This is a genomic window from Nocardia sp. NPDC052112 (assembly GCF_040680135.1).
Lineage (GTDB): Bacteria > Actinomycetota > Actinomycetes > Mycobacteriales > Mycobacteriaceae > Nocardia.
In genome coordinates, this window is sequence record NZ_JBFAWD010000025.1 from 1 (window position 1) to 17,925 (window position 17,925).

A 17,925-nucleotide genomic window follows, 5' to 3' on the forward strand; every position below is an offset into this window, starting at 1 on the left:
GCCGCCTACGCCGGTCTGGCACCGGTGCCCCGCGACTCCGGGAAGATCACCGGAAACCTGCACCGCCCCAAGCGATATCACCGCGGCATGCGCAAAGTCTTCTACATGGCCGCGCTGTCGAGCATCCGCCGGCCAGACGGCCCCTCCCGCGCCTTCTATCAGAAGAAACGAGCCGAGGGAAAAGCCCACACCCAAGCACTCATCGCACTCGCCCGCCGACTCATCGACGTCATCTGGGCACTCATCCGTGACAACCGCACCTTCACCATCGAGACACCAGCCCCGATCAGCGATGCGGCTTGACACGGTCATTGAAACTCCGACGGCTTGTGGGGTGACGTGGCGTTTGAGCAGTCGTGGGACCGCCTTCTCGTATTCGCGGGCGACCTCACCGGTCCGGAACGTGGCGAGCATGTCGGTGTCGACATAGCCGGGGTAGACGATCGTCACGTCGACCTGATGCGGTGCGAGTTCGACGCGCAGTGCGCGACCCAATGCTTCGAGCCCGGCCTTGGATGCCGCGTACGGCGACTGCAGCGCGCCGTTGTTGAAGGCCAGCACGGAGGCGACCAGCAGAAATTGGCCGGATCGCGCCAGCACCGACGATAGCGTGGCACGGACCGTGTTCGCGGCGCCTACCAGGTTCACATCGATCACGCTGGCGAACTGTTCCGCTGTGGTAGCGCGAAAAGTGCAGTGCGGGACTCCGATACCCGCGTTTACTACCACTGTGTCGTAACCGCCGAACCGGTCCTCGATGGCGGCCAGGGTCGCGCCGAGCGCCGACGGGTCCCGGACGTCAGCCGCAAATCCTTGGGCCACTCGCGGTGGACCCGCTGTGACCGCGGCAGCCTGCGCCGCCGCACCGTCCACGTCGAGGATGGCAACGCGACCGCCGAGCCGGACGACCTGCCGAGCCGTCTCGAAACCGATTCCGCGAGCTCCTCCGGTGACGACGACCGTGCGCCCGGCGAGATCTCCGTGCATGTGAACTCCTATTGATGAATTTGTCAGATGTGACCGTAGCATCACATCGATCTCAAATGATAGCCTCATCACATTTGATTAAAATGATCATGATTGGAAGGGAATGTGAGATGGCCGACGGCCTGCTGAGCGAACCTCTGGAGATCGGCCCCATGCGGGTCGAGGGTCGCCTCTATAAGTCGGCGACGAGCGAAACGCGCGCCACCACAGACGGTTTCGTTACCGATGACCTACTGGCCTTCTACGATCCGATGGCTGAGGCCGGAACGCCGATGATCGTCACCGGAAACCTCTACATCTCGCTCCAGGGCAAATCGGCGGGCAGACAAGCCGGAATCGACAACGACGACAAGATCCCAGGACTGCGCGAGTGGGTCGACCTCGCCCACGCCGGGGGCGCCAAGCTCGTGGCTCAGCTCAATCACGGCGGACGACAGATCGCGAAGCTCGCCCCGGGCGCCGACCGCATCGTCTCCGCATCCGACGTCCGCGAACCGCTGTACGGGACGAAGCCATCACCTCTGCGGCTCGACGAAATCCCCGGTGTCGTCGACAGTTTCGTCGCGGCGAGTGTCAGGGCACGGGAGGCCGGCTTCGACGGTGTCCAGATCCACGCCGCTCACGGCTACCTGCTCGGCCAGTTCCTCACCCCACACACCAATCGGCGCTCCGACGAATACGGCGGTCCCCTGGACGCGCGCGCCCGCCTGCTGCTCGAAGTCCTCCACGCCATCCGAGAACGCCATGGCGACGACTACCCCATCCTCGTCAAGATGAACGGCACCGACGACCTGCCATTCCGGCGCGGCGCAACCACCCCCGAACTCGTCCGGGTCGCACAGTGGCTGCAGGACATCGGCGCCGACGCCATCGAGATCTCACGCGGACACTACGAATCGTGGCCAGGAATGGTCCAGGGCAACTACCACGGCTTCCTGAAGGCGAGCGTCACTGAGGGCCCCGGAGTGCAGTCCCCTCGGATCCGCAAACTCGCCATCCGAGCCGCCGCCCCGCTCGTCGAACGCGTCGCCGGACGGTTACGGCCACCTCAGGAAGGATTCAACCTCCCCTACGCCCGCCTCTTCACCGAGGCTCTCGACATTCCCGTAATCGTGGTCGGCGGCTTCCACACCAAGAACGCCATGGAAGCAGCCATCAGCAGCGGCAACGCAGACGCCGTGTCAGCCGCCAGAGCATTCATCGCCGACCCGTACCTCTACCGCGCCGTCACCGGAGACAGTCTCGAACACCCCGTCTGCGGCTACTGCAACGGATGCATCGCGAGATTCAGCGGCTCCCGCATCGACTGTTACAGCAACGACATTCGCGCACAACGCGAAACCATGCTGAAAATCGCGCGCAGCAATTCCCGCCTTGAAGGATAAAAATTTGACGGATAACACCCACCGAGGCACAGGCTCGAGGCGCGCCTCGAGCACCGGCGCAACTGCGGCCGGCTTCGCCGCCGTGCTGGCGTCTCACCTGCCCACGGCGGCCGCGGGCATCTGATCCGGCGGTCGGTGAAACTGGTGTGCGTCCTGCGCCGCCGATTGGACATGACGCCCGCCCAGTTCAACGAATACTGGCTCAACGCCCAGGCACCCATCGCCATCAAAGCACTCACGACGCTCGGTGCGAATCGAAACTGATTGTTCAATCGGCTAGGGCTGAGATCCAGTTGTGCATCCAACCGGTCGCGGTCTGTCCGTCGCCGACCTGGTAGGTGCCATAGGACTCGTGCGTTCCGGCCGCGTAGAACTTCGCGAGCTGTTGGGCATGGGCTCGAGTCGACTCGGAGTCGAGTTGTGATTGCAGGGCGGAGATGCCGCCATGTGCCCTCAGCTCGACGAGGACCGAGGCTGCTTGGAGTCCGTAACCCCAAAGGGAACCCGGGTTCGTGTCCTGCCGGGCGAGGTAGCCGGCCAACCGCATGAGATAGTCGTGATCGTCGGTGGAGCAGTAGAGGTCGCCCTGTGCACAGATGGTGCGGACTCGGTCGGTAACCATGCCGAAGCCGCTGGCCCGCACGCCCGCGGCTCCTGTGCCACCGACAGGCTGGCCGATTTGGGTGTCGCTGGGTGAGCGGCTGGGGTCCGAAAGCAGGCCGACACCGGCGATCCGATCGGGCGGCACCACGCCCTGTCCCGTCCCGATCTCGGCGGCGAGGTCACCAGCGGCATCTGCGCCCTGGCTGTAGCCAACGAGCGCGATCTGGGTGGCGGCGCACCGCTGTGCCATGGCGCCGACCACCGCACGCGCGTTCCGGACAGCCTGCTTCTTCGATGCGCTGTAAATATCGCCCTCCCATGGGAATGCGGTGGCGGGGTAATCGACATAGGTGACGTGGGTGGAGCGGGGCAGGCCGTCGGTCACCCCGGCCAGCATGCCCCGCCCGTTCGCGGTCGGCGATTTCGCCTTCCCTGTTTCCCATGTTCCGGGGATCGCCACCACATACAGCGCCGGGCAGTCGGGGTCTGCGGCAGCGATCCCGCTTCCCAGTGCAATGCAGGACAACCCTGACAACGTCGCAGCCGAGGCTGCGGCAACGGCCATTCTCAAACGCATCATGCTCACTCCATCGGTTCGGCTCTGCGGGGACGCCTGTCTTGAACCCGTGATCGGTTGTTGTCCCAGCGCAAAGCCCATGCTGGCAGCTGTTCGGGTTGAAAGACCCATATTGTGACGATTTCGTCAATTACTGATTCGACCGTTTGGTCATGTGCGGGATATCACGTCATATCTGCATTGACGATCGGCTCTCTGTCCCGCCCGCCTCGGCGTCTACCCGACTTCGGCGTGCTATTCGACGATATGAACGGCACCGACCCGCTGTAGCGCGACGGCTCCGTCTGCTGCAACCGATGGTGGAGGCCGGACTCGCGTTGGTGCGGGACACTGATAATGCCTCCAGTGGGTGGTTCGCCGTCGGAACGGAACGGCTTTCGCTCGACGATTTCGAGCCGCGTGAGGTCGAGGTGGCGATGACGTTCGACGTCGGCGCTCTCGGGCCGATGGCGTTGCTGCGCCCCGGCGTCCGAGTTCGTTCCGAACTGTCCGGTGGCACAAGGACATTCGGTGCCGCCGACTTCACCTGGGAGGAATCATGAGGCGCACCAAGATCGCCGTGATCGGTTCGCGCGTGTCGCTGGCATCCGCCTGGACGAAAGAGTTGTCAGCGCATTGCATGATGTCGCTATGTCGGGCCGGGTCCGCAGGACCCGCTACGAATAAGCCGAAGGCCTGAGTCTGCAACAGGCGCAACGCGATCTGCGCGACCTCGACGCAGTCGGGGTGTTGGAGCCGGTCGGCCGTACCCGAGCACGCTTCTACACCGCCGGACCGGATTACCTGGAACGCGTGTCAGAAGTCGCTGACTGAGAGCCGTCGAGGATCGTATCGAGCGGGCCGTCCGATTCCGAGCATCTCTGCGCGATCTGCAAGACAACCCTGATCCTGGACGGGAACCACGGTGACCAGGAGTCTGTTGTCGGAGACGAAGACGGTCCACCAGAGGTCCGAGAGCCGGTTGAACCGCCCTGAGTTCGGTGCTCACAGTGTGCGTCGAACCCGGGAGGATTCAAAAAACTCGAACGCCATATCCGGGTGGTTGCGCGGGTAATGCTCGACGGCTATCCCGGTGGTGAGTTGCCGAGCGGGTTCCCGATCACGGCCGTGTCGGTGGACCAGGCGACAGGTCGATATGGCGACGGGGAACGTGCCAGGTCGTGGATGTGGCCGCATAGCCTGCGGTTGGTGCCAGCGGACTACTTCACCTGGAAATCTGCGCGAATGCGGAGGTAGCTGTTAGCTGGTGACTCACTCATTCCCGCAGGTGTCGAGCATTGTGTTCACTGCGGCTGTGACGTCGAGGGTGGAGTCGAGTGTCGCGGCGGCGCGCAATGCGGCCGCGGTGATCTCGAGGAGGCAGTCGACCATGGATTCGACGTCGAATGGTTCGCCATTCTGTAGCCAGTAGGCGGTGGCCTCGTCCAGCGCGCCGATACTCGAGCGCATCATCATCCGGAGGGCGGGGATCTGTGGATCGATTCCGAGCAAGATGCTCCATCTCTCGATGGACCGCCAGCGCCCGGCTTCGAATGCGTCCCATGTCTCGGGGTCGGTGCCGCGCCCGCTGAGGACGAGGCGCAGCGCCAATCCCCGGTGGGCGGCGAGGTAGCGGAGGTGCGCGGCCAATCCGGCGCGGATCTGCTGCGCGGCTGGAAGGTTCGGGTCCGAGTCCTGCTCTCGGACGATCGTGTCGGAGGCGTCGCGTATGGCCTCCAGGTAGATGCCGCGCTTGTTGCCGAAGTAGTGGAAAAGCAGCCCATGGGCGACGCCGGCTGTCTTGGCGATGTCGGCCACGGCGACATCGTCGTAGCTGCGTTCTGCGAAGAGTTCGACGGCGGCGTCGATGAGGCGCTGCCGGGTCTCGGCGGCCTGCGCGGCGCGTGTCGTGCGCCCCTTCGCTGTTGTTGCGGTCATTGGTGTCCCTTCCCTCGACGGTCGCCCAATCCGATGGTGGCGGTCTACCAGGCCGAAGACAAGTTGATTCTAAGTCGTTGACTTCAAATCAACCAATCGCTTAGTCTGGGTTCGGCGCTCATGTGATGTGGCGCACCCCCCGCCGGCAGAAATCGCCTGGCGGGCGTTCTTCGACATCAGGCGAAGACACACCGTTTGACACCGGCCGATGACAGCTCGGTGTTTGAGGAGTTTCGATGCGTAACTGCGTTACCACCCCGACCTGTCGGGCCGATCTGTATTCCCGGGCCGCGATTCTCGACCCCTACCCGCATTACGAGCGGTCGCGGGATTTGGGGTCTACACCGCGAGTGCGGCGCAGTCTTTGGCGAGCTGCTGGGCCGTGCGCGGATCCGATCGTCAAAGCCGACATCACCGAATCGGATTTGCCGCGCTGGGTGAGCGAGGTCGTGGTGTGCCCATGAGTATCGCGTCGATCGTCCTCGCCGCGATTCTCGCGGTGTTCTTCCTCTTGCTCGGCTCGGCGAAAGTGCTTGCCACACAACAGATGCGGGATCGAGCGGCGCATGTCGGGTTCTCGATCGGTGCCTATCGAGGCGTCGGAGCGCTGGAGGTCTGCGGGGCTGTCGGACTACTGGTCGGCATCCTCTGGTGGCCGGTCGGCGCGGCCGCCGGGATGGGACTGGTTCTGCTGATGATCGGAGCCGCCGCTACCCATCTGCACAAACGCGACAGTGTGCGGGAATTCGCGCCCGCGGTCATCACTTGCTTGGTTGCCTTCGGCTATCTGGTGGTATCGCTCGGAGCGACCCGATGAATACCCGGGTAGCTCCACCCATCGTGGCGGTGAGCCCCGAGCATGGGACTCCGGCGAGTTTCCGAGCGTGGTTGACGGCCGTCCCACCCACGTCCGCTAGAGCCATCGACCGTTCAGCGCAGCGCCACAGGAGTCCCGATGCATAAGCACGCCGACGTGCCGACCTATCGACCCGACCTGTACTCGCGGCAGGCAATTCGCGACACCTACCCGCACTATGCGCGGCTGCGTGAACTCGGCCCCGTCGTCTGGCTTTCTCGGCAGCGTGCTTATGCGCTCCCGCGCTACGCCGAATGCAAGAAGGTGCTGCTCGACGATGCGACGTTCATCTCCGGTGACGGCGTCGCCCTCAATCCGATCACCAATCGGCTGTCCCGGGGCACCACACTCAACAGTGATGGCGACGACCATGCCCGCCGTCGCGCGCTCCTCGCGCACCGCCTGACTCCCAAGGCATTGCGCACGATGCGAGAGACGGTCGATCGGCAAGCGGCCGCAGCTGTCGATGCGGCCGTCTCGCGTGGCCGCATCGACGGGGTCGCACTGGCGACCGCGCTGCCGATGTCGGTTGTCCCCGATCTGATCGGCTGGCCACAACATGGTCGGGAAAACCTCTTACGCTGGGCCGGAGCCACTTTCGACGCACTCGGGCCGATTAATCGGCAATCGGTGAAGACTGCCGCCTCCGGTCTGGAAATGATGCGATTCGCCAGACGCGTCATCCGGGACCGCGAACTCCTGCCCGGCGGCGCTGGACAAGATGTGCTGCATGCCGCCGATGAGGGCAAGTTCGCGCATTCGGAATGCCCCGAGCTCATGATCGACTACCTGGCGCCGTCGCTGGACACCACGATCAGCGCGATCGCCAGTTCGCTGCACCTATTCGCGACCTATCCCGATCAATGGCGGCTCTTGAAGGCGGACCCGACGCTGATCTCGAACGCGGTCAACGAGGTCGTCCGGTTCGAGTCACCGGTCCGGGCGTTCTCGCGCAAAGCAATTCGTGACGTCGAACTGGGCGGCACCACCATCCCGAAAGGGGCGCGGGTCGTGGTGATCTACGGCTCGGCCAATCGCGACCCACTCGAATGGGACGCTCCCGACAACTTCGATATCCGCCGCGACGCCGCACGCCAACTCGGATTCGGCCACGGCACCCACGGCTGCGCGGGCCAAGGCCTGGCACGCATGGAAACCCAAGCGATGCTGCGTGCCCTGCTCGAGCGAGTCGACCACATAGAGGTGGCCGGGCAGCCCGAATGGGCCATGAACAACATCATCCACCGCTACGGGCGCCTGCCCCTGCGACTGAGCCCCGTCTGAAAGAAGACCCCGATGAAGATCTCCGTCGACTACCACCGCTGTGAGGGCCACGGGCTGTGCGCCGAACAAGCCCCCACCGTATTCAGCCTCGACGACGAGGCGGAGTTGACCTACCACTTCGACGGCGCCGACGTACCCGAGGATCAGGTCACCACCGCGCGCGCGGCCATCACTTCCTGTCCTGTCGCCGCGTTGCGGGAACTGTCGTGAGCGCAGCGCAGCGGAGCGAACTATCGGCACAGCGCGCCTCGCGCACGACGCAGCCGAGCGCCGGCGAGGTACAGTCGTGAGCGCACCGACCTCGGCCGTCATCGTCGGGGAATCCATCGCGGGCACCACTGCCGCACGTGAACTCAGGGCGCTCGGTCACGGCGGCCGGATAACCATCATCGGAGCCGACCGACACGGCGCGTACTCGCGACCGCCGCTGTCGAAGGCGGTGCTCAAAGATGCCACCGCCGACGCCGCACTCGGATACCAGCTCGACGGCCTCGATACCGACGTCGTGCGGTCGGCGGCCGTCGGTGCCGACCTCGACCGTCGACTGATCACGACCGCAGACGGCCGAACCATCGGCTACGACGCACTCATCATCGCCACCGGTGCCGATGCCCGCCGCCTGGCCGGACCCGAACAACGTGGTGAGCTCGTCCTGCGGACGCTCGATGACGCCCGCGCGCTGCGCTCCCGACTCGAGACAGCCACCTCGGCGATCGTCGTCGGTGCAGGCTTCCTCGGGATGGAAGTTGCCAGTGCCTGTGTCGCCCGGGATATCCCGGTCACCGTGGTCGACGTCGACCGGCCATTGGAGCGCATCCTCGGGCTATTCCTGTCCGAGTTGGTCGGCATGCGCGCCGAACGTCACGGTGTCCGGTTGATCCGGACCGCGGACTTCGTTTCCCTCGTCGGTGATCCGATCCGCGGTGTAGCCCTGCTCGACGGCACCGAACTCGGCGCCGACCTCGTCGTGAGCTGTGCCGGAGAAACACCGAACACCAGCTGGCTGCACGGCACCGGTCTCGCCGATCACCTCGGCATCGGCGTCGACCAGGCCTGCGCGACGGCCGTTCCCGGCGTCTACGCGGCAGGTGACGTCTCCTACCTGCACGTCGAGAATCGACGTGCCCCGTTCTGGTCGAATGCGGTTGCTCGCGGGAAGGTCGCCGCGGCCTCGGCGGTCGGTCTGACGGCTCTCGGAGCTCCGAACGATGACTACTTCTGGACCGAACTCCTCGGGCTGTCCATCAAAGTCGTTGGTCCCCTGCCGCTGACCGGCGAGCCCAGCACCGTTCAGGGAAACCTCGCCGACGGATCCGCCGTGCTCACCTGGAACCACGGCCGCGGACCTGCCACCGTGGTCGCCTACGGCATCCGCAAACCGGTCACCCGGCTGCGGGCGATGGCCGACTCCCTGCGCAACTCCTGACCATTGCGCAACCCCACACCATATCGGCGCGGCGTATCCCCGCCGACTCGTCACTACCTTCGAACGAATAAGGAACTCATGCCGCAGCACGTACGAGGCGTCGTCGCCCGCACCCCGGGCGACCCTGTCGAGGTCGCGACAATCGTGATCCCGGATCCGGGGCCCGGTGAAGTGGTGGTCGATATCGCGGCCTGCGGTGTGTGTCATACCGACCTGCACTACCGCGAAGGCGGGATCGCCGACGAGTTCCCGCTCCTGCTCGGCCACGAGGCCGCGGGGACGGTCGAAAGCGTCGGCGCGGAAGTCGATTCCGTCAAGCCAGGCGACTTCGTCGTCCTCAATTGGCGTGCCGTATGTGGCAGCTGCCGGGCCTGTAGACGCGGACGTCCGCAGTACTGTTTCGACACGTTCAACGCGACGCAAAGGATGACCCTCGAAGACGGCACCGAACTGACACCCGCCCTCGGCATCGGCGCCTTCGCCGACAAGACACTCGTCCATGCCGGACAGTGCACGGTCGTCGATTCCGCCGTCGACCCCACGGTCGCCGGATTGCTCGGCTGTGGCGTGATGGCCGGTTTGGGTGCAGCGGTGAACACCGGCAACGTCGGTCGCGACGATTCGGTCGCGGTCATCGGCTGCGGTGGTGTCGGGGACGCGGCGATCGTCGGTTCTCGGTTGGCCGGTGCCCGAACGATCATCGGCATCGACCGCGACGACCAGAAACTGCGCTGGGCCCGTGAACTCGGCGCCACCCACACCATCAACGCGACTGACACCGATCCCGTTGCGGCAGTGCGGGACATCACCGGTGGATTCGGTGCGGACGTCGTCATCGATGCGGTAGGCAGGCCGGAAACCTGGAAGCAAGCGTTCTACGCCCGCGACCTCGCGGGGACCGTCGTCCTCGTCGGTGTACCCACCCCCGACATGACCCTCGAGATGCCGCTGATCGACTTCTTCTCCCACGGCGGCGCACTCAAGTCCTCGTGGTACGGCGACTGCCTGCCCGATCGTGACTTCCCGACGCTGATCGACCTGCACCTGCAGGGCCGACTGCCGCTGGACAAGTTCGTCACCGAGCGGATTGCCATCGACGAAGTCGAAACAGCCTTCCACACCATGCATTCCGGCCAGGTACTGCGCTCGGTGGTCGTCCTGTGATCGATCTTCGTGTCGAACGCGTCGTCACCTCGGGGACTTTCCAGCTCGATGGCGGCACCTGGGAGGTAGACAACAACGTCTGGCTCATCGGCGACGATTCCGAGGTCATCATCGTCGACGCCGCCCACGACGCGGGTCCGATCATCGATGCGGTCGGCGATCGACACGTCGCCGCGATCATCTGCACCCACGCGCACAATGACCACATCAGCGTGGCACCTCTGCTGGCCGACGCGCTCGACGCACCGATTCTGCTCCACCCCGGTGACGATGTCCTGTGGCAACTGACCCACCCCGGCGAGCGGTACTACCCACTCGAGGACGGGGAGCGGATCACCATCGCCGGAACGCAACTCGAACTGATCCACACTCCCGGACATTCCCCGGGATCGTCATGCCTGCATCTGCCGGAGGCATCGATGATGTGCTCAGGAGACACCCTGTTCGCTGGAGGCCCCGGCGCGACCGGGCGCTCCTACTCCGACTTCCCGACCATCATCGGTTCCATCCGCAATCGACTGTTCGCGTTGCCGGCGGACACCGCGGTATACACCGGACACGGCGGCGACACCGTCATCGGCCTCGAGGCACGACATTTGACCGAGTGGATTGCGCGCGGATACTGATCATCCTCAACGCCCGGCTGTCGACTCGTGGTGCGCGGTGAGCCCGGCGACGATCAGTTGAAGTCCGAAACCGAACTCCTCCTCGAGCGTCTGTGCGGGCAGATAGTCGGCAACGGCGACCGTGGCGGGGAACCTGGTCGGGTCGAGTTCGTGATACAGCGTGCTCAACGTGGTCGCATCGATATTTTCCGCGGTGTTGTGGCCGTGCAACTGGGCGGCGAATCCGAGCACGTAGCGCGCGATGGTCGCGTAGGCGCGCGCCGCGGCATCGGGGGCGAAACCGTTTGCGAGCAGCATGGCGAGGAACTGTTCGCGCAGGGCAAGGGTATTGGGACCGGTCGGAACCTGCTCGATCAGCAGCCGTGCGATTCCGCGGTGGCTGCGCAGGGTGTCGAACATGGCCTGGGCGGCCGACCGACATCCTTGTGGCCAGTCGGCGTCACCGAACACATCGGGATCGAACTCGATCTCGCCGAAAACCCAATCGACGACGTGGCCGATCAGTTCGGCGCGATTGGCGACGGCTCGGTAGAGCACTGCGGTACTGCTGTCGAGGCGTTGGGCCAGGGTGCGCATCGATAGCGCATCGGCTCCGTCCTCGTCGACGATGCGCAGTGCCGTGGTCACGATCCGGTCGAATGGCACCCTCGGACGGCCGCGGGAGCGGCGCGTGGTGGCTGCGGTGACGTCGTGCTCGGCGGTACTCACGCCCACATTGTCGCAATTCAGCAGGCTGACGATTCAACCACCATAACGGTAACAGTGTATCCGATAATTATTGACATTCTCAATAATAAAGGAGACACTGTTGCCATTATGATGAGACGGGAAGCTGCCGATGACTACATCGACCCGGATTCACGCTTTGCGCATCTTCGGGCGGTGCGGGCATATGGCCCCTTGTGAGCGGCCCGCCCAGGTCGGCGCGAAGTTCGCCGCATTCGCCGACCAGGTGAAGCAGGAGGCGAGGTGATGGGAAGCGACCTGCTCGACGTCCTGATTGTCGGTGGCGGCCCCACCGGTTGCGCCCTGGCCATCGACCTGACCCGCCGCGGACTCGCCGTGCGTGTCGTCGACAAGGCGGCCCGCGCGTTCGACGGCTCACGCGCCAAAGGCGTCCAGCCCCGCAGCCTGGAGATGCTCGAGGATCTCGGAGTGCTCGATGACGTCATCGGCGGCGGCGCGAACTATCCGCCGCTGGGAATCCACGCCGGGCCGCTGATGATCCCGTGGCGCATGCACCGGTTCCACAGTGCGACATCGGATGTGCCCTACCCGAATGCGTGGTTGATTCCGCAGCATCGCACCGACGCCGCATTGCGCGCGGGTTTGCGGCGATTGGGGGGAACCGTCGAATTCGGTTGTGAGCTGGTTGGATTCAAGCAACGACCCGATGCTGTGGTGGCCACGGTAGTGAACACGGCAGGATCCGAGGAGATCGCCGCCCGCTACCTGGTCGGCGCCGACGGCGGGTCGAGTGCGGTCCGTAAGACACTCGGGATCGGATTCGAAGGGACAACCGACGACGCCGATCGGATAATCATCGTCGACGCCACCGTCGAGGGCCTCGCGCGCGACCGCTTGCACGTATGGCCGCGCCGGGGTGGCCGGTTCGTCGGTGCGTGCCCGCTGCCGCATTCGGACCAGTTCCAGTGGATGATCCGCCTCGGCGCCGACGAAGAGCCCTTGCTCGAGGACGATCAGCTCAACGCCCGCATTCGCGCACACATCGGCGACGAGAGCTTCCGGCTGTCGGAGATCGGCTGGAGATCGGTGTTCCGCCCCAATATCCGCCTCGCCGAACGCTATCGGTCCGCGCGGGTGTTGATCGCCGGTGACGCCGCGCACGTGCACACCCCGGCGGGCGCCCAGGGCCTCAACACCGGGCTGCAGGACGCCTACAACCTCGGCTGGAAACTGGCCCAGGTACTCGCCGGGGCGCCGGACACCCTGCTGGACACCTACGAAGCCGAACGGCGCCCGATCGCGGCGGCGGTGCTCGGCCTGTCGACCAAGACGTACCAGGGTATGGCCAAACTCGATCCAGCCAGCATCAAACGCGGCGACGACGAACGTCAACTCGAACTGAACTATCGCGGCGGACCGCTGGCACTGCACAGAGTCGATCGCACATCCACCGTGCAGGTCGGCGACCGCGCCCCGGACGCGAAACTATTGAACTCGACCGGCGGACCGCGGCGACTCTTCGACATCCTCGCCGGACCGCACTTCACCGCCGTCGCCTACGGCCCCGCCGCCGCCGCGGACCTGGCCGCGCTGGAATGGCCGATCGCAGGCGCCGCGCTGCGGCGAGTGGCCATCGACGCCGGCGCGGACGCGGATGCCGACATCGTGCTCGCCGATATCACCGGCACATTCGCGCAGATCTACGGGCTCACCGCGTCGACAGTGCTGCTGATCCGACCCGACGGCTACATCGGTGCTATCGCCACCGGTCACCGGCTCTCGGTCACTCGAGCACTCGCACAGGCGATGACCCCGCCGATCGCGGACACCACACCCGCCGCCGCTGATATCGCAGCACGCCACTCCGAGAAGAAGTCATGACTCGCACCGCAATTCGTGGCGCACAAGTCGTCACCATGGCCACCGGCCGATCCGACAGCGAACACCAATCCTCACTGCTGGAGTCCAGTGTCCGCATCCTCGACCACATCGGCATCCCCTCGCATGCCTCGTGAACGCGCCGCCCAGCCCTGACCAGCGCGCCCGCCTGCGGCGCATCGGACCGTCTGCTGCCCGGCAATCCCGAGCGCTACCCCTTCCAGGAGTATCAGTGCCGTCATCGAGCAAACTCCGACCGTCCTCGTTCGTCCGCGTGGTGTACGCGTTCGCGGTGGTCATGCTCGGCACCACCATGCCGACGCCGATGTACACCCTCTACGCCGACAAACTCGGCTTCTCCATTGCCACTTCGACGGTCGTATTCGCCACCTACGCCGCCGGCGTCATCGCCGCGCTGATCGGATTCGGCCGCTGGTCCGACACCGTCGGGCGTCGCCCGATGCTGCTGGCCGGTCTCGCGTTCGCGATGGCCAGTTCCCTGGTGTTCTTTACCGCTGGCTCGGTGTGGCAGTTGCTGCTCGGCCGGGCACTGTCCGGGCTGTCGGCGGGAATCTTCACGGGCACCGCGACCGCGACCATTGCCGAGGCGGCGCCACCGTCATGGAAAGCCCGCGCGATGATGGTCGCTGCCATCGCCAATATTGGTGGGTTGGGCCTGGGCCCAACGCTTTCGGGGCTGCTGGTCCAGTACGGACCAGCACCGCTGCGCTTGGCGTTTGTGGTGCACTTGATGATGTTGGCCGTTGCCGCGTTCGGGCTGTCCACGCTGAATGAGACTGTCGCTGTTCAACCCGGTGCCCGACCGACCATTCAGCGGTTGTCGGTTCCGCTCGAGACGCGAGCTGTCTTCCTCCGCGTCGCCTCGGCGGCATTCGCCGGGTTCTGTGTCATCAGCTTGTTCACCGCCGTCGTACCGACCTTCTTGAACCAAACCCTCGGAATCCATAACAAGGCCATTGCCGGGGTTCTGGTAACCGCATTGTTCATCGCGTCGGCGAGCGCCCAGGTCCTCACCCGGACGATGCCGGTACCGAAGGCGCTGATTCTCGGATGCACCGGTCTGGTCGTCGGGATGCTGCTGATCACAATGGCTTTGGCGGTCGAGTCCGTGCTGATTCTTGTCGTGGGTGCGGTGGTTGCCGGCTTCGGTCAGGGCGCAAGCTTCGTCAAAGGCCTCGGCGCCGTGGTCGTAGCCGCTCCACCCGGACGGACCGGTGAGGTCGCGTCGACGTACTTCGTCGTCGGCTACGTCGCGATCTCACTTCCGGTGATCGGTATGGGCTTCGCCGCGCAATGCTGGAGCCTGCCCGATGCGGGTATGGCCTTCGCCGTGATCGTCGCCGGGTTAGCGGCGCTGTCGCTGATCGGGACCGTCCTCGCCACGCGCACCCGAGCTGAACCACAATATGTTTGAGTCACCGCCCACCCGCAGGCAGCCCATCGCGGCGGCAACGCCGATGGGCTCGCGCGCGCGTCGCAAGGAAAGCACCCGCCGAGCCTTGTTGCGGTCCGGGCGGCGCGCGCTTGCCGACGGTGTAGCCGACGCGGCGAGCATCCACGACCTCACCCACGACGTGGACGTAGCCACCGGGTCGTTCTACAACCACTTCACCAACAAACAGGAGCTGTTCGCCGCAGTTCTGGCCGAGGTTGTCGACCAGGTGACGCAGATCCTCGAGACCGCGGTCGCCGGTGTCGAAGATCCCGCCGAGGTCGTCCTGACGTACTTGCGGACCTCGAGCAGGATCGGCTTTGTCGATCCCGACATCGCCGCGATCATCGTCGCCGAGGGATACCCGATCCTCGAGCGCCCGGGAATTCTCACCAAGGCGATGCGCGCCGGAATTATCTCGCAGCGCTTTCATATTCATGATCTCGGAGCTGCCATGGACCTGTGTGGCGCGGTCGTGCTCGGGATCTTGCGCACCTGGCTGCGCGACCAAACCGCGGCAACCCAGAGCTGGGTCGACCTGCTGGCCGAGCACACCCTGGTCGCGTTGGGAGTCCCGCCAGCTGATGCCCGCCAGCTGGCCCTCGCACCGCCTCAGGCGCTGCCACTTCTGCCGCCGAGCCCAAAGGACAGCCGTGTGGGAAAGGCGCCCCCGTGCGGCCCGCCGATCAGTCCGGTCACTGCCGACCGGGGATTCGACATCGGTGCTCGTCCGTAGGTCGTGCCGAGGTCTGCAACTGCATTGTCCGAGCACCGCTCAATATCTCATCGCCGCCGAAACCGCCCTGGCCACACTGGATTCCGGTATCCGCGACGATGCCTTTCGCACCTATCCGTCAACGTGGATCGCGGGCACCGAAATCGATCCGAATAGCCCTGAACTCCGCTGCGGGGCGGAATGAGCACTCGGTTGTGACAGTTGTGTACAGTCGCTGCTGTAGACGATCGTATACAGTTGGCTCGGAGGAGGGTTCTATGGTGTTGAGTCGTCGGGCTGCGCTGGGGATCGCCGTACTGGGGGTAGCGGCCGCCGGTGTCGGCGTGTCCGTGCCGGCGAAGGCGGATGAGCGGGTGGCCGGTCCGTTGGCGACCGATGATCAGAAACGGATCGACGAGCTGGCGCAGCAGCTGGTGCAGACACCGCAGGTGCAAGCCGAGGCCGGTCGGTTGGAGCAGCAGTGGTCGCAGGTGATGACGGCCCGGCTGACATCGCTGAGCCCACAGGCGCAGGCGCAGCTGGGGCCGGATATTCAAGAGTTGGTGTTCGCGTACGCGCAGAAGGCTGTCAACAGCGATCCGACACGTCCGATGGTCGGCTGGAGCGGGCCGCCGCACAACCGCGGCGGCAGCAACGTGCCGGGCGCGCGGTATGCCGGCGATGTCCCCGACCAGATCGTTCGGTTCATTCCACTCGACAACACCTCCACCTATACCCTGACCGGACGATTTCTCCCGGACCGCCCCGCGTTCACCAGGTTTCAGATCAACGCAGACACCGACGACATTCGCACCCTGACCGAGTTCGACGGCCGTGACCTGGTGGTAGCGCCCGACGGAACCTTCACCATCACCGTCGACCCACACCCCAGTGACGCCGCGAACCACATCCAGACCGCGGCGGGAACCGACCACATGCTGATCCGCGATGTCTTGGGTGACTGGAGCCGGGAGACCCCGCCCGAACTGGTCGTACGCCGAACCGCGGGTCCTGCTGCAGCGCTGGAGAAGTCGTTCGACCAGCTCGTCGCCGATACCGTCGGCATGCTGCGCAACCAGAATTGGATCTACCTCTACATCCTGGGGATCCAATACCCGCTGCCGCCCAACATCCTGCCGCCCCCGATCCCGCAGATGTCCACGAATCGAACCTTCGGAAACTACCTGTTGAACGACGACCAGGCCCTGGTTGTGACGACCCAGACCGGGGGCAGCCCCTACATCAACCTGGGCTTGGCGGACACCTGGACGGTGTCCCTGCCGTACTGGCAGCACCAGACCAGCCTGAACAGTCACCAGGCCGCAGCGAACCCGGATGGCTCCTACACCTTTGTGATCAGTACTCGCGACCCCGGCGTACACAATTGGGTCGACACCACTGGCCTACCCCAGGGGACTCTGCTCATGCGCTGGCAGGCGATGCCCCGTGGACCCCTGCCGGTCATCCCACCACTGACCACGCAGGTCGTCGACCTCACGCAATTGCCGGGCGTGCTGCCCGCAGGCACCCCGATGGTGACCACGCAGCGGCGGGCGGCACAGCTCGACCGGCGCCGCGCCGGCTACCGGCGCAACGGGCTCGGTTCCTGATTTACCGACCGAGCGGGCCCGTCGTCACTGTGACGGTTGTTCCAACAACCTGGCGGTGGCCATGTGCACCGCCGCTCGCAGCCGGGTGTCGGGCACTTGTGTCAGGCCGGTGGCCGACCGTATGAACGGCCCGAACAATCGCCACCCCAGCTCGAGGGCAACCATGTTCGCCACCGCCATCCGAACATCTTCGGTGTCTCCGTGCTGCTCGATCGCGTCCTCGAGCACTGCGGAGATGACCGGGAACCGGGCCTTCAGCTCACCCAAGGGATAGCCGTCGAGGATGACTCGGGCCGCGACCCGGATATCGCGGTCGGCGCGGGCATCGATGTCGGAGCGGTCGGCGTCGGATGCCGACAGCGCTGCAGCGTCATCGCCGAGGCGATCCAGCACGGCGCCCACCAACTGTTGCTTGGATCCGAAATGCCGATGGATCAAGCCCAGATTGACACCGGAGCGGGCGGCGATGTCGCGCATCGACGTCGCCGCCGGCCCCTGCTCGGCGAACAGATCCGCCGCGTGCTCGACCACCGCCGCAACTACCTGCTCGCGGCCCACCGGTCGCCGGTGTTGCTGCTGACTGCTCGCCATTCGATCCACCCTTCAACCCGCCTCGACCCCAGGCGCCCGTTGTCGCGAACCCCGATGTCACCCTATGTCGCAGATGGCGCGGTGGGCACCGCTCCCGCCGTGCGGACGCGGGGAACGTCCCGACCGCGGACGGCCTGAATCTTTCCAGCCTCGATGCGGCCCCCGC

21 protein-coding genes and 1 pseudogene are annotated in these 17,925 nt (G+C 65.4%); 17 read left to right on the top strand and 5 right to left on the bottom strand.

All coding sequences use genetic code 11. From position 1 onward, the window contains the following. Positions 1-303 (top strand): transposase (locus AB0L58_RS34675; protein ID WP_364393776.1); only part of this gene is annotated, 303 nt, incomplete at its 5' end. Between the two features lie 75 nt (positions 304-378). Here the strand turns inward: AB0L58_RS34675 and AB0L58_RS34680 are convergent. After that, a pseudogene (locus AB0L58_RS34680) lies at positions 379-1,056 on the bottom strand (SDR family NAD(P)-dependent oxidoreductase); the annotation flags it as partial. A 14-nt stretch (positions 1,057-1,070) separates the two neighbouring features. Here AB0L58_RS34680 and AB0L58_RS34685 point away from each other — a divergent pair. Next, the gene (locus AB0L58_RS34685; protein WP_364393779.1) at positions 1,071-2,372 is read left to right on the top strand and encodes an NADH:flavin oxidoreductase; all 1,302 of its coding nucleotides are present in this window, start codon (positions 1,071-1,073) and stop codon (positions 2,370-2,372) included. 135 nt (positions 2,373-2,507) lie between these two features. After that, positions 2,508-2,636 (top strand): hypothetical protein, encoded by a 129-nt coding sequence (locus tag AB0L58_RS34690; RefSeq protein ID WP_364393781.1) that lies wholly within the window; start codon positions 2,508-2,510, stop codon positions 2,634-2,636. Positions 2,637-2,640: 4 nt separating this feature from the next. Here AB0L58_RS34690 and AB0L58_RS34695 read toward each other — a convergent pair whose 3' ends face one another. Beyond that, positions 2,641-3,555 carry a cutinase family protein gene (locus AB0L58_RS34695; protein WP_364393783.1) on the bottom strand — a complete coding sequence of 305 codons (915 nt, stop codon included), beginning with the start codon at positions 3,553-3,555 and terminating at the stop codon, positions 2,641-2,643. A 293-nt stretch (positions 3,556-3,848) separates the two neighbouring features. Between AB0L58_RS34695 and AB0L58_RS34700 the strand changes: the two genes are divergently transcribed. Continuing rightward, complete coding sequence (locus tag AB0L58_RS34700) at positions 3,849-4,094, top strand: hypothetical protein (protein WP_364393787.1); 246 nt, start codon at positions 3,849-3,851, stop codon at positions 4,092-4,094. Between the two features lie 709 nt (positions 4,095-4,803). On the opposite strand, the gene AB0L58_RS34705 is transcribed toward AB0L58_RS34700, so the two are convergent. After that, positions 4,804-5,469, bottom strand: coding sequence for a helix-turn-helix domain-containing protein (locus AB0L58_RS34705; protein WP_364393790.1), 666 nt, complete (start codon positions 5,467-5,469; stop codon positions 4,804-4,806). 236 nt (positions 5,470-5,705) lie between these two features. Here AB0L58_RS34705 and AB0L58_RS34710 point away from each other — a divergent pair, with 236 nt between their 5' ends. The 7 genes from AB0L58_RS34710 to AB0L58_RS34740 all read left to right on the top strand — a co-directional run bounded on the left by AB0L58_RS34710 (position 5,706) and on the right by AB0L58_RS34740 (position 10,825). Beyond that, the gene (locus AB0L58_RS34710) at positions 5,706-5,933 is read left to right on the top strand and encodes a hypothetical protein (protein WP_364393792.1); all 228 of its coding nucleotides are present in this window, start codon (positions 5,706-5,708) and stop codon (positions 5,931-5,933) included. Then, the gene (locus AB0L58_RS34715; protein ID WP_364393795.1) at positions 5,930-6,286 is read left to right on the top strand and encodes a DoxX family protein; all 357 of its coding nucleotides are present in this window, start codon (positions 5,930-5,932) and stop codon (positions 6,284-6,286) included. The genes AB0L58_RS34710 and AB0L58_RS34715 overlap by 4 nt, the downstream gene beginning before the upstream one ends. A 138-nt stretch (positions 6,287-6,424) precedes the next feature. Next, entirely contained in the window at positions 6,425-7,609 is a 1,185-nt protein-coding gene (locus tag AB0L58_RS34720) for a cytochrome P450 (RefSeq protein ID WP_364393798.1), read from the top strand. Between the two features lie 12 nt (positions 7,610-7,621). Continuing rightward, a complete protein-coding gene (locus AB0L58_RS34725; protein ID WP_364393801.1) occupies positions 7,622-7,819 on the top strand; it encodes a ferredoxin in 198 nt (65 codons plus the stop codon). A gap of 76 nt (positions 7,820-7,895) precedes the next feature. Continuing rightward, positions 7,896-9,035: an FAD-dependent oxidoreductase gene (locus AB0L58_RS34730; RefSeq protein ID WP_364393804.1), complete on the top strand. Its 1,140-nt coding sequence runs from the start codon at positions 7,896-7,898 to the stop codon at positions 9,033-9,035. Positions 9,036-9,113: 78 nt separating this feature from the next. Continuing rightward, positions 9,114-10,199: an S-(hydroxymethyl)mycothiol dehydrogenase gene (locus AB0L58_RS34735; RefSeq protein ID WP_364393807.1), complete on the top strand. Its 1,086-nt coding sequence runs from the start codon at positions 9,114-9,116 to the stop codon at positions 10,197-10,199. Continuing rightward, positions 10,199-10,825, top strand: a complete 627-nt coding sequence (locus AB0L58_RS34740; protein WP_364394043.1) for an MBL fold metallo-hydrolase — start codon at positions 10,199-10,201, stop codon at positions 10,823-10,825. Before AB0L58_RS34735 ends, AB0L58_RS34740 begins: the two co-directional genes overlap by 1 nt. 6 nt (positions 10,826-10,831) lie before the next feature. Here the strand turns inward: AB0L58_RS34740 and AB0L58_RS34745 are convergent, their stop codons facing one another. Then, a complete protein-coding gene (locus AB0L58_RS34745; RefSeq protein ID WP_364393810.1) occupies positions 10,832-11,533 on the bottom strand; it encodes a TetR/AcrR family transcriptional regulator C-terminal domain-containing protein in 702 nt (233 codons plus the stop codon). Between the two features lie 130 nt (positions 11,534-11,663). On the opposite strand from AB0L58_RS34745, the gene AB0L58_RS34750 reads away from it, so the two are divergent. The 6 genes from AB0L58_RS34750 (at position 11,664) to AB0L58_RS34775 (ending at position 17,168) form a co-directional block, all read left to right on the top strand. Then, the gene (locus tag AB0L58_RS34750; protein WP_364393812.1) at positions 11,664-11,798 is read left to right on the top strand and encodes a hypothetical protein; all 135 of its coding nucleotides are present in this window, start codon (positions 11,664-11,666) and stop codon (positions 11,796-11,798) included. Then, positions 11,798-13,393 (top strand): FAD-dependent monooxygenase, encoded by a 1,596-nt coding sequence (locus AB0L58_RS34755; protein WP_364394045.1) that lies wholly within the window; start codon positions 11,798-11,800, stop codon positions 13,391-13,393. Before AB0L58_RS34750 ends, AB0L58_RS34755 begins: the two co-directional genes overlap by 1 nt. Beyond that, positions 13,390-13,527 carry a hypothetical protein gene (locus AB0L58_RS34760; RefSeq protein ID WP_364393815.1) on the top strand — a complete coding sequence of 46 codons (138 nt, stop codon included), beginning with the start codon at positions 13,390-13,392 and terminating at the stop codon, positions 13,525-13,527. Before AB0L58_RS34755 ends, AB0L58_RS34760 begins: the two co-directional genes overlap by 4 nt. Before the next feature lie 95 nt (positions 13,528-13,622). Next, positions 13,623-14,825: an MFS transporter gene (locus AB0L58_RS34765; protein ID WP_364393817.1), complete on the top strand. Its 1,203-nt coding sequence runs from the start codon at positions 13,623-13,625 to the stop codon at positions 14,823-14,825. Then, entirely contained in the window at positions 14,818-15,579 is a 762-nt protein-coding gene (locus AB0L58_RS34770) for a TetR/AcrR family transcriptional regulator (RefSeq protein WP_364393819.1), read from the top strand. Before AB0L58_RS34765 ends, AB0L58_RS34770 begins: the two co-directional genes overlap by 8 nt. 257 nt (positions 15,580-15,836) lie before the next feature. Beyond that, complete coding sequence (locus AB0L58_RS34775; RefSeq protein ID WP_364393822.1) at positions 15,837-17,168, top strand: hypothetical protein; 1,332 nt, start codon at positions 15,837-15,839, stop codon at positions 17,166-17,168. Positions 17,169-17,192: 24 nt separating this feature from the next. On the opposite strand, the gene AB0L58_RS34780 is transcribed toward AB0L58_RS34775, so the two are convergent. Then, entirely contained in the window at positions 17,193-17,759 is a 567-nt protein-coding gene (locus tag AB0L58_RS34780; protein WP_364393824.1) for a helix-turn-helix domain-containing protein, read from the bottom strand. Between the last annotated feature and the right edge of the window lie 166 nt (positions 17,760-17,925).

Coding starts and splice junctions, on each gene's coding strand:
- AB0L58_RS34685 (WP_364393779.1), top strand. CDS start 1,071: ATGATCATGATTGGAAGGGAATGTGAGATGGCCGACGGCCTGCTGAGC.
- AB0L58_RS34695 (WP_364393783.1), bottom strand. CDS start 3,555: ATGATGCGTTTGAGAATGGCCGTTGCCGCAGCCTCGGCTGCGACGTTG.
- AB0L58_RS34700 (WP_364393787.1), top strand. CDS start 3,849: ATGGTGGAGGCCGGACTCGCGTTGGTGCGGGACACTGATAATGCCTCC.
- AB0L58_RS34705 (WP_364393790.1), bottom strand. CDS start 5,469: ATGACCGCAACAACAGCGAAGGGGCGCACGACACGCGCCGCGCAGGCC.
- AB0L58_RS34710 (WP_364393792.1), top strand. CDS start 5,706: ATGCGTAACTGCGTTACCACCCCGACCTGTCGGGCCGATCTGTATTCC.
- AB0L58_RS34715 (WP_364393795.1), top strand. CDS start 5,930: ATGAGTATCGCGTCGATCGTCCTCGCCGCGATTCTCGCGGTGTTCTTC.
- AB0L58_RS34720 (WP_364393798.1), top strand. CDS start 6,425: ATGCATAAGCACGCCGACGTGCCGACCTATCGACCCGACCTGTACTCG.
- AB0L58_RS34725 (WP_364393801.1), top strand. CDS start 7,622: ATGAAGATCTCCGTCGACTACCACCGCTGTGAGGGCCACGGGCTGTGC.
- AB0L58_RS34735 (WP_364393807.1), top strand. CDS start 9,114: ATGCCGCAGCACGTACGAGGCGTCGTCGCCCGCACCCCGGGCGACCCT.
- AB0L58_RS34750 (WP_364393812.1), top strand. CDS start 11,664: ATGACTACATCGACCCGGATTCACGCTTTGCGCATCTTCGGGCGGTGC.
- AB0L58_RS34755 (WP_364394045.1), top strand. CDS start 11,798: ATGGGAAGCGACCTGCTCGACGTCCTGATTGTCGGTGGCGGCCCCACC.
- AB0L58_RS34760 (WP_364393815.1), top strand. CDS start 13,390: ATGACTCGCACCGCAATTCGTGGCGCACAAGTCGTCACCATGGCCACC.
- AB0L58_RS34770 (WP_364393819.1), top strand. CDS start 14,818: ATGTTTGAGTCACCGCCCACCCGCAGGCAGCCCATCGCGGCGGCAACG.
- AB0L58_RS34775 (WP_364393822.1), top strand. CDS start 15,837: ATGGTGTTGAGTCGTCGGGCTGCGCTGGGGATCGCCGTACTGGGGGTA.
- AB0L58_RS34780 (WP_364393824.1), bottom strand. CDS start 17,759: ATGGCGAGCAGTCAGCAGCAACACCGGCGACCGGTGGGCCGCGAGCAG.